This is a genomic window from Pseudomonas sp. B21-019, from assembly GCF_024749225.1.
In the GTDB taxonomy this organism is placed as follows: Bacteria; Pseudomonadota; Gammaproteobacteria; order Pseudomonadales; family Pseudomonadaceae; genus Aquipseudomonas.
In genome coordinates this window covers 560,373-574,547 of record NZ_CP087193.1, presented here as the reverse complement: position 1 = coordinate 574,547, position 14,175 = coordinate 560,373, and the positions used below count along the sequence as shown (strand labels likewise).

Below are 14,175 nucleotides of genomic sequence, written 5' to 3'. Positions count from 1 at the left end.
CAGAAAATCGCAGCAGTTTAATCCTTCATACTTGAGGTGACGATGGTGACACGCGCCGCTCAACAGCACCTCATGCTTCCGGCCCTTGGCGTTACGACCAGCGTGCTGGGACCGAACGGTGTACATCTGAGCAGACGGCTGCCATAGCCCTGAACGACGGTGTCATGAAGGTGTGTTGCCCTGAAGTTACGACGCACAGGCAGATGATGCGGTGCCCCTATTAACGGCCAAATAACAGGATCTACGCACGCTATCAGCGCTAGTGATACCGTGCGAAAAACGCTGCCCGCCTTTGCCGATCTCGATCATTTTCGTGACGTCACGAAAATGATTAGCGGCATCCACTCCAGCGGTTTCGCTGTTGCAGCTGTGGCAAGGATTGATTATCCATAACGACTTCCTGATAAGAAGCCAGAAGGTGTAAACCTTATTCAGGACGAAGCAGCAGAGACAAAAAAGCCGCGATCATTCGCGGCTTTTTTGTGGGTCACTACTTGGCTGGCGCTGCCGGCTTCGGCGCAGGATTATCAAACAGATTCAAACGTTCACGAAGTTCGTGTGCCGGCAGCGGTTCTTTGTCCGCCGGCAATGCGTTCGGATCGGCTGGCGGCGCAGGCACTTCGCCCGGACCACCCTGCCCTTGCGTCGGCGCTGGCGCCGGTTCGGCACCTTGTTCGCCTTCGATGGCTCGCTGGGCTTTCTTGGTCAGCACCACGATGTCGATCCGGCGGTTGACCGGGTTGAACGGGTTCTCCCGATCGAACAGTGCCGATGAGGCATAACCCACGACGCGCGCCACCTGTGAGTCTGGGTAGCTGCCGGCGACCAATGCGCGACGAGCCGCGTTGGCGCGGTTGGCCGAGAGTTCCCAGTTGCCGAAATCGCCGGTGCCCGAGTACGGCTTGGCATCGGTGTGGCCGCTGATGCTGATCTTGTTCGGCACCGCTTTGATGGTGTCGGCCATGGCCAGCAGAATATCTTCGAAGTACGGCTTCAGGCGCGCACTGCCGGAGTCGAACATCGGGCGGTTTTCGGCGTCCATGATCTGGATGCGCAAACCGTCCTGGGTGATCTCGAAGAGGATCTGATCCTTGAATTTCTGCAATTGCGGGTTTTCATTGACCTTGTTCTGCAACTCTTGCAGCAACAACTCCAGGCGTTCCTTCTCGACCTGCTCGGCCATGCCTTCAACCTGCTCGGCGTCGATGGTCACCTTGTCTGGCTGCGGCTGAGATTTCACCTCCGGGTTGAGGGTGTTCTCCGGCGCCAGGGTCGGCGTGCCGCCCAGGTCGATGATGTACGGCGTACCGCTTTCGGAAAACCCGACCGGGTCCTTGAAGTAACCGGCGATGGCGATCTTCTGTTCAGGCGTCGCGGTGGACAGCAGCCACAACACCAGGAAGAACGCCATCATCGCCGTCGCGAAGTCCGCGAAGGCGATTTTCCAGGCGCCCCCGTGATGTCCGCCGGCGATGCGCTTGACGCGCTTGATGATTATCGGCTGGTTATTTTCCATGACTTAACGACCGCGAACCGCTTGTTCCAGCTCAGCGAAGCTAGGACGGTGCGCCGGGTACAGAACCTTGCGACCGAACTCCACCGCCAGCGACGGCGGCATCCCGGAAGCCGAAGCCACCAGCGAGGCCTTGATGGCTTCGTAGGTATTCAGTTCTTCCTTGGCATCGTGAGCCAGGGAGTGGGCCAGCGGGCCAAAGAAACCGTAGGCCGCGAGAATACCGAAGAAGGTACCGACCAGTGCCGCCCCCACGTGCAGACCGATGGACTTCTGGTCGCCTTCGCCCAGGGATGCCATGGTCACCACGATCCCCAATACCGCCGCGACGATACCGAAACCGGGCATGGCGTCGGCGATGCCGTTCACCGCGTGGGACGGGTGCTCGAGGTCTTCCTTGAGGCTGTAGAGTTCCATGTCGAACAGGCCTTCCAGCTCATGGGGAGCCATGTTGCCGGAGGACATGATGCGCAGGTAATCGCAGATGAACGCGGTCATGCGTTCGTCTTTGAGCACCGCCGGGTACTTGGCGAAGATCGGGCTCGCGGCGGCATCTTCGATGTCGCCTTCGATCGCCATCATGCCTTCGCGACGGCTCTTGTTGAGGATCTCGTAAATCAGCCCCAGCACTTCCAGGTAGAAGGTGTGGTTGAAACGCGAACTGAACATGCCCAAGGACTTCTTGAGCACGTGCATTGTCATGTGGCCGGGGTTGGCCTGCAGGAAGGCGCCAAGGGCCGCGCCACCGATAATCATCACCTCGAAAGGCTGGATGAGAGCGGCAATCTTGCCGTGGGAAAGCACGTATCCGCCGAGCACGCTCGCGAATACGACGATGATGCCGATAATTTTAGCCATAGGTAGGAGAGCACTTACTGAGTCGGGTTCAAGGTCATATTCGGAAGTTAAAAAATCTCTTCTTCTACTTATCGGCAAAACTGCGCCAGACTATAGCCAGTTAAGGCGAAAAGCTAATTTGACCCGTTCAGGGCATAGGTAAAGCAGACGATGATCGCGTCCAGACATGGCTAACGAAACGAACGTCCCAACGCCAAAACCAACCACGCTTGAAAGCTGGGTCAAGCTTCTCGATGGCGTACGCCTGCCGGTTCCGCAAGCCAGCCACGACCGGGTCTGCAAAGCCATCCGCGATAACCGCAGCTCGCTGCGCGACATCGCCGACCTGATGCAGGAAAGCCCGGCCCTGGCCTTGAGCGTGATTCGCGAAGCCAACCGTCACACCCATGGCAGCATGACCGAGCCTGCTGAAAACCTTGAGGTGGCGATCAATCGCCTCGGTTTGAAACGCACCGAAGAACTGCTCGACCGCCTGCCTGCCGAACCCCAATTGCAAATCCCCGTCGCCCTGCGCCAGCTCCAACTGATCAGCCAACACGCCACTCAACAGGCCAACGGTTTTTTTGCCAGTCGCCTGGCGCGACTGTGGCAGGACATCCACTGGGGCAGCCTGCTGTTTCTCTCGCCACTCTGGCCCATGGCGCTGACCCATCCGCAGTTGCTTGAAGAGTGGGAGTTGCGGGTCATCCATAAAGGCGAGTCGGCACGCAAAGTCGAAAAGCAATTGTTCGGCGTGCGCCTGCTGGAAATCTGTCTGGCGCTGGTGGACGTCTGGCGCCTGCCGATCTGGGTACAGCAAGGTTATCGGCTGCTGCGCAGCGAACAACGTGAGCTGGTGAAAGTCCTGCGCATCGCACGTGACAGCGATCACCCGTTGCGCCAACAGAACCGCCTGGATGACGACCCGACGTTGCGCCGCTGGCTCAATCAGCCCGCCAATACCGTGCTGCTGGCCAACGGTCTGGCGCTGGCGGCACAACAGGCCTGGGATAGCCCCCATTGCGAGCGCTGGCAGTACCTGACCAGCCTTTACCTGCAAATGCCGATGGATGAGGTGCAGCAACAATTGCACCAGCAGGCCGCCAACAGCGCTCGTCAACACGCCATGCCGGACCTCTGGCACCCGGCCGAATCGCTGATCTGGCCACCGGGTGCGCACCGCGTGCATGCCGGGTTGTTGCCCGCCCCGGCGCCGACCGCCGAAGACCTGGCGAAGTGGCGCAAGCAATGTGCCGAATTGCTGGTGGAGCCGAGCCGTTTTACCAATGCCATGCACTTGACCACATCGGCCCTGGATGCCCTGGTGGCGTGTGGCATGCGCCGGGTGATGATTCTGATGGCCGACCGCACGCACGCCAATTTGCGCGTGCACCAGACCGCCGGGCTACCCAAGGAAGTGGCCGGTTTGAACCTGGTGGTCAGCCAGAGCACCGTGCTGCAACGCCTGCTCGCGCAACAGGCCCAGGTGCGCCTGACGCCGGCCAACAACGCACAATTCTCGGCCCTGCTGCCAGCCAGCCTGCGCTCACAGTTCAGCGGCGAACACCTGCTGCTGCGCTCACTGGTCAACAACGGCCGGGTGATCATGATCGTGGTGGCGGATCAGGGCGGCGGACCGTTCTCGGAAATCACCGTGCAAGCCTTCGGCAAAACCGCACAATGCATCGAAAAGGCCCTGCACAGCTTTAGCCACCGCTAGGGCCTGTTTACCGTTATTTCCTGCCCCAAAATAACTGATAACAGGCCCTCATGACGCTGCGCTACAATCCTCCCCTTTGTGCTCTGGAGACCTCACATGTCTGACTTCTCTGGCTTGGCGCTGGTGATCGAGCCGAGCGACCTGCTCCCGCGTCTCGACTCCCGCGAACTGATTCTGGTGGACCTGACCAGCAGCGCCCGCTATGCCGAAGGGCATATCCCCGGTGCACGCTTTGTCGATCCAAAACGCACTCAGCTGGGCCAGGCGCCTGCGCCGGGCCTGCTGCCGACCCACGCCGCGCTTGAAGCATTGTTCGGCGAACTGGGGCACAACCCTGATGCGGTCTATGTCGTCTATGACGATGAAGGCGGCGGTTGGGCCGGGCGCTTTATCTGGCTGCTGGATGTCATCGGCCACAGCAAGTATCACTATGTCGACGGCGGCCTGCCGGCCTGGCTGGCAGAAGGCTTGCCCATGTCAATCCAGATCCCGCCGGCAGTCGGCGGCCCGGTCGCCCTGACCCTGCACGACGAACCTGTCGCCACCCGCGAATACCTGCAAAGCCGCCTCGGCGCCGCTGACCTGGCGATCTGGGACGCACGTGGCCCGCTGGAATACTCCGGCGAGAAAGTGCTGGCGGCCAAGGGCGGGCACATCCCCGGCGCGGTCAATTTCGAATGGACCGCCGGCATGGATCAGGCGCGCAACCTGCGTATCCGCACCGACATGCCGAAAATCCTGGAACAACTCGGCATTACCAAAGACAAAGAAGTCATTACCCACTGCCAGACACACCATCGTTCTGGCTTCACCTATCTGGTGGCCAAGGCGCTCGGTTATCCGCGGGTCAAAGGCTACGCCGGCTCCTGGGGCGAATGGGGCAACCACCCCGACACGCCCGTAGAGATTTAAGTTTTTCAAGGACAGTTAATGAATAAGCGTTTGTTTATCCTCAGCCAATACCTGCTGCCCCATCACTTGCTCTCGCGACTGGCCGGCTGCATTGCCGAATGCCGTGTGCGCTGGTTCAAGAACGCCTTTACCGCCTGGTTCGCCAAGCGTTATCAAGTGGACATGTCCCAGGCGCTAGTCGAAGACCTGACCGCTTACGAGCACTTCAATGCGTTCTTCACCCGCGCCTTGAAGGACGGTGCTCGCCCGCTGGATCAAACGCCTGGCGCGATCCTCAGCCCGGCCGACGGCGCCGTCAGCCAGCTCGGTCCGATCGAACACGGTCGCGTTTTCCAGGCCAAGGGCCACAGCTTCAGCGTGCTGGAACTGCTGGGTGGCGACGCGGCCAACGCAGCGCCCTTCATGGGCGGCGATTTCGCCACCATTTATCTGTCGCCGAAAGACTACCACCGTGTGCACATGCCGCTGGCCGGTACCCTGCGCGAGATGGTCTACATCCCCGGCCGCATCTTCTCGGTCAACCAGACCACCGCTGAAAACGTTCCGGAACTGTTCGCCCGCAACGAGCGTGTAGCGTGCATTTTCGACACCGAGCGCGGCCCGATGGCCGTGGTGTTGGTGGGTGCGATGATTGTGGCGTCGATCGAAACCGTTTGGGCTGGCTTGGTCACACCGCCAAAACGCGAGCTGAAAACCTTCCGCTACGATGAAGCGGCCCGTGCGCCGATTCACTTGGAAAAAGGTGCGGAACTGGGTCGTTTCAAGCTCGGTTCTACGGCGGTCGTGCTGTTCGGGCCGGATCAAGTGAAATGGGCTGAAGGGCTGGGCGCTCTTTCGCCGGTGCAGATGGGCCAGGGCATCGGCCTGCCAACCGCCTGATCCCTCGATCCGATCCCACGAACGCCTTTCGTGGGATCGGACATTTCCTCCCGCTGCGCCCCCTCCTCCAGCGTTCATAGCTGCTACAGTCAAAGTCATTCGTTGCCCATTTCCCGGTCGGAGTTTGTCCACGGCATGAATGAGACCAATCCTGCCCTGCTGCTACGCGCACCGATCCCGATGCAGTCGCGCCTGTCTTTCTGCGAAGCCACGCCACGCGACCTCAAGCGCTGGATCGCCAACCTGCCCAAAGCCAACATCGGCGAAACCGCTCGCCAGTTGTATCAAGGCTTGAATGAACTCAACCAGCTGCTCACACCCAGCGACAATCGCCTGCAATTGCTCGAATTGCTGCGGCCCGAGGTGTATTACGTCTGCAAGCACCTGGAGCGGCATTTTCTGCACCAGGCCATTGTGCTCGACGAGCGTTCGCGCAAGATTGCCAACCTTTGCCAGGCGCTGCAGAGCCACTTGGCGATCGGTTACAAGCAGATCGTCGTCCGCATTGCACCGCGTTTCAGTAAAGACCGTGCGCCGCTGCTGACCCAGGCATTGCAACGGGCCGTCCATTGCCTGAATGGTACGTTGATCCGCGCCACTGAGCTCTATTGCCCGGCGCCCGAAGGGCTGTGGCTGGAACTGCATCAGCTGTACCGGATCGGCTGCGAACATCAGCTGCAACATCAGAGCGTGCGCGATGAACTGGCCAGCCAGACGCAAAGCCTGAGCATCGAGCAGACCTACGTCGTCGCCCTCCTGCTGGGTGCTTCACGCTGCAATCAACTGCGCCAGAACCAGATCGCCCGGCTCGCCGAGGTGCTGGAACCCTGGAGCCAATGGATCAAGCTGCAACCCTTCAAACCGGACAACGGGCTGTTTGCCGTCGCCCCGGACCTCGACAGCGGCCCGCGTTATCGCGTCAAATTCCCTGCCGAACAACAGGAGCGCTTGTTGGGGATCGACCCGCAGCCCCTGGTCGCCGCCATCGAAACCCATCTGCAACAATCAGCCGACAAGGCATCGCCGCTGCCGGTTCCGACAGGGCTGAATCTGGATACGCTGCAACACCTGTATGCCGCCTGGGGCCAGGCCTCCGAGCGCGGTTTCCAGCGCACCGTCGGCCACGGCACATTGACCCTGTGCGTGGGCATGAGCGCCCTGCACTTTTATCTCGGTGGCAAACGCCCGTTCAACGACATCCTGAAAAAAACCGGCGCCCGTCCCGCGCAGTTCTCGGCAGCCGAGCCGGCAGGACGCGCCAAGGACCAATGGAAACAGGCCTTCGACGCCGCCCCCCATGGCACGGCAGACACGCTGCTGCCCTACGAAGAGATCGAATATCCACACCTTCAGAAACATGACAACCACGAGGCGTCCGGCCAACAGCATTTCCCGACCTACGCGCTACCGGTGATCAATCACAGCCCTGGCGGTTATTGCCTGGCCTGGCCCGGCGCAGTGCCTGCCGAACTGCAGGCTGGCGAAATGGTCGGCATCGAGGATACGGCCGGTCAAGGCTGGAGCGTTGCCGTGGTGCGCTGGATCCGCCAGGTACGGGGCGGCGGCACGCAGATGGGTATCGAACACGTTGCGCCTTACGCCGAACCCTGCGGCCTGCAACTGATTCGCTCCGGCGACGAACACAGCCAGTACTTGCGCGGGCTGTTACTGCCCGCTATCAGTGCCATCGACCTCCCGGCCACCCTGCTCACGCCGCGCCTGCCGTTCCAGGAAGGTAATAAGGTGTTGATCAACACCAATGGCCAGGAACGCCCGGCCGAGCTGGAGAGACGGATGACGAGCACCAACAGCTTCAATCAGTTTGCCTACCGTTCGCTGGAGGTAGCCAGAAACGAAAACGCCGCGGAAGGCGGCGTGGTCGGGGTAGCGCAAGAGTTTGATTCGTTGTGGAAGTCGCTATAACGGCGAGTCCCAGAAGGTGCCCCCATCGCGAGCACGCTCGCGATGGGGCTCGCCCGGACGGTCGAAAACTCAGAGCTGCCCGTCGCGATCCCGGAAGCCCAGCAGATACAGCACGCCATCCAGCCCAAGGGTGGAAATTGCCTGCTTCGCCGATTGCTTGACCAATGGTTTGGCGCGGAACGCTACGCCCAGCCCGGCAATCGCCAGCATCGGCAGGTCGTTGGCACCGTCACCGACGGCAATCGTCTGCTCCAGACGCAAACCTTCTTTATGCGCCAGCTCACGCAGCAAATCCGCCTTGCGTTGCGCATCGACAATCGGCTCGACCGCCACGCCGGTGACCTTGCCGTCGACCACTTCCAGTTCGTTGGCGAACACATAGTCGATGCCCAGCTTGGCCTGCAGTTGCTTGGCGAAGTAGGTGAAGCCGCCCGACAGAATCGCGGTCTTGTAGCCCAGGCGCTTGAGTTCGGCGAACAGGGTTTCGGCGCCTTCGGTCAGGCGCAGGGAAGCACCGATGGAGTCCAGCACGCTGACGTCCAGCCCTTGCAGCAAGGCCAGGCGTTCCTTGAAGCTGGCGCGGAAGTCCAACTCGCCGGCCATCGCCCGCTCAGTAATCGCGGACACCTGGTCGCCAACGCCGGCGGCCTTGGCCAGTTCGTCGATGACCTCGGCTTCAATCAGCGTCGAGTCCATGTCGAACACCGCCAGACGACGGTTACGGCGGAACAGCGAATCTTCCTGGAAGGCGATGTCGACGTTCAGCTCTTGCGCAACGCTGAGGAATTCAGCCCGCAGCGCTTGCGGGTCAGCCGCTTCGCCACGCACGGAAAACTCGATGCAACCCTTGCCCTTGTCGGCCGGGGTGTCCAGCGGCATGCGCCCGGAAAGGCGATCGATATGGTCGATGTTCAGGCCATATTTGGCGGTGATCGAACTCACACGCTGCAATTGCTCGGCGGTCACTTTGCGGGTCAACAGGGTGACGATGTGGCGTTTCTTGCCCTGGTTGCCGACCCACTGCTGGTAATCCTCTTCGGACACCGGCGTGAAACGCACTTGTTGCTCAAGCTCATAGCCTTTGAACAGGATGTCTTTGAGCACCGAGTTGCCTTGCTCGGTGTCAGGAATTTCAACCAGGATGCCGAACGACAGGGTGTCGTGGATCACCGCCTGACCGATGTCGAGAATGTTCACACCACCCTGGGCCAGAACGCCGGTTATGGCCGCAGTCAGACCCGGACGGTCGACTCCCGTGATGTTTATCAGGACGATTTCGCGCAAGGCGCACCCCCGCAGGTGGAAAAAAACCGCATTCTACCCATTTTCAGTGACCATCGGGCACCGCGAGCGCTTTGACGGCCTAGGGCCTGTCGCTATACTGCGCGTCAACTTCACGGACAAAGAGCCGAGCTCAAGTGAACCGGCCCACGCCAGTAAAAACCGATAACTTCTTTCTGCTGATCTTCCGGGCACTGCGTCATCGCCGTGTGCCGATCGCATTACGCATTGCCAGCCATAACGTGATCCTGGTCGCTCTGGCCCTGGTGATCTATGCCTGTGTGATGGGTTTGCAGTTCAAGCAGGCCATGCACGAGCAGGCGGATGCCCTGGGCGAAAGCCTGACCACCCAGACGGCTACGTCGGCCACGGAGCTGCTGGTGTCCAACGACATCCTCAGCCTGAATGTGCTGCTCAACAACCTGACCAAGAACAAGCTGGTGGCCCACGCTGCCATCTACAGCGTGGATAACCGCATCCTCGCCGAAGCCGGTCAGCGTCCCAAGCACGGCCTGCTGGGCGAAGCCGAAGGCATGTACCAGAGCAAGATCACCTTCCAGGACGTGACCGCCGGGCAACTGCGCATCAGCCTGGACATGGATCAGTTCCAGCAGCCGATGACCATCAGCCTGCAAAGCATGGGCATTCTGAGCGCGATTCTGCTGGCGCTGTCCCTGGCCTTGAGCCTGCGCCTGGGCCGCAATATCTCCACGCCGCTGCTGCAATTGCGGGTGTGGCTGCGCAATATCGACGAATACACCCCGGCCACCGAGCGTCAGGATGAAGTCGGCGATCTCGCTCGTCAGCTGCACGCCAATTTCGCGCCGGAGCCGGCCGAACCGGAGCCTGTTCCGGAGCCCGAGTTCAACGACAGCGATGACGACGAAGAGACCGATCCGGCCTTCGAAGTGCGCAACCTGCGTGATCCGAGCTTCGATGAAACCCGACCGGTGGCAGGTCTCAAGCCTGCGCCGCGACGCATTGTCAGCACGGTCGAAGACGACGATGACGACGAAGATCCGTTTGCCGATCTGCGTGACGACTCGACAGACAGCGCGCCGAAATCCGTCGCAAAGCCGCAGGTATCGAACGTACCTCAACACAGCGCGGTACTGGCGGTGCAACTGGGTGCACAGGATCAACTGCGTCGCCTGCCCCGCGCACGTCTGGAAGAGCTGCTCAAGCGCTACCGCGATTGCCTCGATCAGGCGGCGTCGCTCTACCAGAGCGAACTGCACACCCTGAACGATGGCAGCACGCTGATGCTGTTCCACACCGAAGACAGCGGCGATGACTACCTGACCAACGCCATCTGCTGTGGTGAGTTGCTGCGCGCCCTGGGCCATCAATTGCAGATCGAAGTCGCCGACAGCGGCATCACCCTGCAATTGCAGTTGGGCCTGACACTGGGCGACGAACTGTTCGGCTTGAGCCAGATCGACCTGCTGTTGACCGAAACCGCTCAGGATGCACTGGCCCTGTCGCAACACAGCCGCAACCTGCTGCTGGTGGAGCGCAAGATCAGCGACGACGCGCTAATTCGCCAGCGTGCACGGATCCGCCCGATTGCAAGCCCTGAGGGTGCGTGCTGCGTAGAACGCCTGATGGAGCCTTATCCATCGATGCTGGAGCGGCAACTGGCGCGGATGCACGAACGCCGGGCGTAAATCTTGCCCCCCCGCTGCAAAGAGGCCCGCAGACGATTGATCGTTTGCGGGCTTTTTGTTGCCCCCTTAACTCTTGTAGCAGCTGCCGAGCCTGCGAGGCTGCGTTCGGCTGCACAGCAGTCGTAAAATCAGGCGATGGGTACGGTCAGGCAAAACGCGCCAACAGGCTCTGCGAGGACTTCGTCCTCGAACGCAGCCTCGCAGGCTCGGCAGCTGCTACGACCAACCCGCAAAAACAACAAAGCCCGCACGATGGCGGGCTTTGCTTTGGATCAATCCAGGCTCAGAACCTGAACACTTCCATATCCGTACGAATCGGCGAGGCCATCGGGATCTTTGGCTGTTTCTCCGGCTCTGCTGCCGGTGCCACAGGCTTGGCAGCCGGTTTGCGCGGTGCTTCAGCGATCGGCGGCTGGTTGGCCAGCGGCTTGAGCGCTGTCGACAGTTGCTCGGCCAGACGCTGCAGCAACACACCCTGGGCCTGAACCTGAGACGCCGTACCGCCGGCGTGCTGCTCTTGCAGATGAATGATACGGTTATCACGCACCTGACCACGACGATCGATCAGGCGCCATTGCGCGTCCAGGATCGCCGGTTGCGACACACCCGAGTCCAGACGGGTGATGGTCAGCAGAACCTGAACGTCCGGCGTGAAGCCCACTGTCGCAGGTGCCAGGACAACGCGTTGGCTGTCCAGATGACCAGCGACCTGACGCAGCAACAGCTGATCGATGTCCGACGACAGGCTGCCCGCCCAACGACCGTCGGCCGATGCTTGAAGGCTGCCATCCGGCTGACGCTGCAACAAGGTTTCGCGTTGCAGGTAATCAGCAACCGTTACCGGGCCCAACAATACCGCCATGCCCGCGCTTTGCGCAGGCTGAGCCGGACTTCCGCTGTCCAGCTGATACAGCGACACCGGCTGGTGCACGCTGCAACCCGCCAGGCCAAGAACGCCAGCGAGCATCAAAATAAAAGGAAGGCGCAGAGCAGTCATCGTCCCATCCAGGTGGCTGCCACAAGGCTCACCACAGTGAAAATACTCAAAAAATATGAAGAACGCTCGGCCACGCCGGCGCTTGAAAGGCCATATCATCCGTGAATATGCGTTCCGACTCCAGCGCCAAAGCGTCGATCTACGCGTCAAATCGTAGATCGAGCGCTCTAGGACGCTTAATTGAGGTTTTCGACGAACAGCGCATCCACCCTCTGGAAGCCCCGTGGCAGTTTGTTACCGCGACGTCCACGCTCACCTTTATAGTGTTCAAGGTCGTCCGCCTTCAGTGACAAGGTACGTTTGCCGGCCTGCAGCACCAAAGTAGCGCCCTCCGGCAAAACAGCGATGTCCGTGACATATTCTTCGCGACTGGCAACACGCTCACCGGGAATCCCGATGATCTTATTCCCTTTACCTTTACCTAATTGTGGCAGATCGCTGATTTTGAAGATCAGCAGGCGACCCTCGGTGGTCACCGAGGCCAGCCAGTTGTGTTCACGGTCGGCCACCGGACGCGGCAGGATGACCTTGGCGTTGTTCGGCAGGCTCAACAGGGCCTTGCCCGCCTTGTTCTTGGCTTGCAGGTCTTCGCCCTTGACCACGAAACCGTAACCGGCGTCGGATGCGATCACGTACAGCGCATCGTCTTCAGGCATCAGCACGCATTCGAAGCTCGCCCCTGGTGGCGGCGTCAGACGGCCGGTCAGCGGTTCACCCTGGCCACGGGCCGACGGCAGTGTGTGGGATGCAACCGAATAACTGCGGCCGGTGGAGTCGATAAACACCGCAAACTGGTTGGAACGCCCGGCCGCCGAGGTCTTGAAGCCATCCCCGGCCTTGTAGGACAGTCCGGTAGCATCGATGTCGTGACCTTTGGCGGAGCGAACCCAGCCTTTTTCCGACAACACGACCGTCACTTTCTCGTTCGGCAGCAGATCGTGCTCGGTCATCGCCTTGGCTTCGGCGCGCTCGACGATTGGCGAACGACGGTCGTCGCCATAGGTTTCGGCGTCTTTGATCAGCTCGCTGCGTACCAGTTTCTTCAGCTTGGCTTCGCTGCCCAGCAGGGCTTGCAGCTTGGCCTGTTCCTTGAGCAGTTCATCCTGCTCGGCACGCAGCTTCATTTCTTCCAGTCGCGCCAACTGACGCAAGCGGGTGTCGAGAATGTAGTCGGCCTGGATTTCGCTCAGGGCATAGCGCTCGATCAGGCTGGCCTTCGGCTGCTCCTCGGTACGGATGATGTGGATCACTTCGTCCAGGTTGAGGTAGGCAATCAGCAAACCGTCCAACAGGTGCAGGCGACGCTCGACCTTGTCCAGACGGAATTGCAGGCGTCGACGCACGGTCCGCACGCGGAATTCCAGCCATTCCACCAACAATGCGCGCAGGTTCTTGAGCTGCGGCTTGCCGTCGAGGCCAATGATGTTGATGTTGACCCGGTAGCTGGATTCCAGCTCGGTGGTCGCGAACAGGTGTTGCATCAGCGCTTCGTGATCGACCCGGCTGTTGACCGGAATAATCACGATGCGGCAAGGGTTCTCGTGGTCCGACTCGTCGCGCAAGTCCGCGATCTGCGGGGCTTTCGACGGTTTGGCCTGCATCATCGCGGCAATCTGCTCCAGCACTTTGGCACCAGAGACCTGGTGCGGCAGCGCCGTCACGACGATGTCGCCGTCTTCGACGTGGTAAACAGCGCGCATGCGCACCGAACCGCGACCGGTTTCGTAGATTTTCAGCAGGTCGGCGCGCGGCGTGATGATTTCCGCTTCGGTCGGATAATCCGGGCCCTGAATGTGTTCGCAGAGCTCCTCGACCGTGGCTTTCGGTTCATCCAGCAAACGCACGCAAGCGGTCGCGACTTCGCGCAGGTTATGCGGCGGGACGTCGGTGGCCATGCCCACGGCGATACCGGTGGTGCCGTTGAGCAGAATGTTCGGCAAACGGGCCGGCAACACCAGAGGTTCTTCCAGGGTGCCGTCGAAGTTCGGGCCCCAGTCCGCCGTGCCCTGGCCCAGTTCGCTGAGCAGCACTTCGGAATAACGCGACAGCCGCGCTTCGGTGTAACGCATGGCCGCGAAGGACTTGGGATCATCCGGCGCACCCCAGTTACCCTGGCCGTCGACCAGCGTGTAGCGGTAGCTGAACGGCTGGGCCATCAGCACCATGGCTTCGTAGCACGCCGAGTCGCCGTGAGGGTGGAATTTACCGAGCACGTCACCGACGGTACGCGCCGACTTCTTGTGCTTGGAATCGGCGTCCAGCCCCAACTCGCTCATCGCATAGACGATGCGTCGCTGTACCGGTTTCAGGCCGTCGCCGATATGCGGCAAGGCACGGTCCATGATCACGTACATGGAGTAGTTGAGGTAGGCATTTTCGGTGAAGTCAGCCAGTGACCGGCGCTCTACACCGTCCAGGCTGAGATCAAGGGAGTCGCTCATGCGGG

General features: G+C 60.8%; 10 protein-coding genes. 5 read left to right on the top strand and 5 right to left on the bottom strand.

Features of this window, described 5'->3' with window-relative positions:
* Window positions 1–490 precede the first annotated feature (490 nt).
* Together motB and motA are read right to left on the bottom strand one after the other, a co-directional pair.
* Window positions 491–1,516, bottom strand: a complete 1,026-nt coding sequence (gene motB / locus LOY36_RS02490; protein WP_258672180.1) for a flagellar motor protein MotB — start codon at window positions 1,514–1,516, stop codon at window positions 491–493.
* A gap of 3 nt (window positions 1,517–1,519) precedes the next feature.
* Complete coding sequence (motA, locus tag LOY36_RS02485) at window positions 1,520–2,371, bottom strand: flagellar motor stator protein MotA (protein WP_018928515.1); 852 nt, start codon at window positions 2,369–2,371, stop codon at window positions 1,520–1,522.
* 166 nt (window positions 2,372–2,537) lie between these two features.
* Here motA and LOY36_RS02480 point away from each other — a divergent pair, with 166 nt between their 5' ends.
* The 4 genes from LOY36_RS02480 (at window position 2,538) to LOY36_RS02465 (ending at window position 7,784) form a co-directional block, all read left to right on the top strand.
* Window positions 2,538–4,070 (top strand): HDOD domain-containing protein, encoded by a 1,533-nt coding sequence (locus LOY36_RS02480; RefSeq protein ID WP_258672179.1) that lies wholly within the window; start codon window positions 2,538–2,540, stop codon window positions 4,068–4,070.
* A 96-nt stretch (window positions 4,071–4,166) separates the two neighbouring features.
* The gene (rhdA, locus tag LOY36_RS02475; RefSeq protein WP_007939613.1) at window positions 4,167–4,982 is read left to right on the top strand and encodes a thiosulfate sulfurtransferase; all 816 of its coding nucleotides are present in this window, start codon (window positions 4,167–4,169) and stop codon (window positions 4,980–4,982) included.
* Window positions 4,983–5,000: 18 nt separating this feature from the next.
* Window positions 5,001–5,861: an archaetidylserine decarboxylase gene (gene asd, locus LOY36_RS02470; RefSeq protein WP_007939614.1), complete on the top strand. Its 861-nt coding sequence runs from the start codon at window positions 5,001–5,003 to the stop codon at window positions 5,859–5,861.
* 135 nt (window positions 5,862–5,996) lie between these two features.
* The gene (locus LOY36_RS02465; protein ID WP_258672178.1) at window positions 5,997–7,784 is read left to right on the top strand and encodes a molecular chaperone; all 1,788 of its coding nucleotides are present in this window, start codon (window positions 5,997–5,999) and stop codon (window positions 7,782–7,784) included.
* 69 nt (window positions 7,785–7,853) lie between these two features.
* Here LOY36_RS02465 and serB read toward each other — a convergent pair whose 3' ends face one another.
* Entirely contained in the window at window positions 7,854–9,068 is a 1,215-nt protein-coding gene (gene serB / locus LOY36_RS02460; RefSeq protein ID WP_007939616.1) for a phosphoserine phosphatase SerB, read from the bottom strand.
* 134 nt (window positions 9,069–9,202) lie between these two features.
* Here serB and LOY36_RS02455 point away from each other — a divergent pair, with 134 nt between their 5' ends.
* Window positions 9,203–10,732 (top strand): AhpA/YtjB family protein, encoded by a 1,530-nt coding sequence (locus tag LOY36_RS02455; protein WP_258672177.1) that lies wholly within the window; start codon window positions 9,203–9,205, stop codon window positions 10,730–10,732.
* 283 nt (window positions 10,733–11,015) lie between these two features.
* Here LOY36_RS02455 and LOY36_RS02450 read toward each other — a convergent pair whose 3' ends face one another.
* Together LOY36_RS02450 and parC are read right to left on the bottom strand one after the other, a co-directional pair.
* Window positions 11,016–11,729 carry a membrane integrity-associated transporter subunit PqiC gene (locus tag LOY36_RS02450; protein WP_019650709.1) on the bottom strand — a complete coding sequence of 238 codons (714 nt, stop codon included), beginning with the start codon at window positions 11,727–11,729 and terminating at the stop codon, window positions 11,016–11,018.
* Between the two features lie 176 nt (window positions 11,730–11,905).
* Window positions 11,906–14,170, bottom strand: coding sequence for a DNA topoisomerase IV subunit A (gene parC / locus LOY36_RS02445; RefSeq protein ID WP_258672175.1), 2,265 nt, complete (start codon window positions 14,168–14,170; stop codon window positions 11,906–11,908).
* Between the last annotated feature and the right edge of the window lie 5 nt (window positions 14,171–14,175).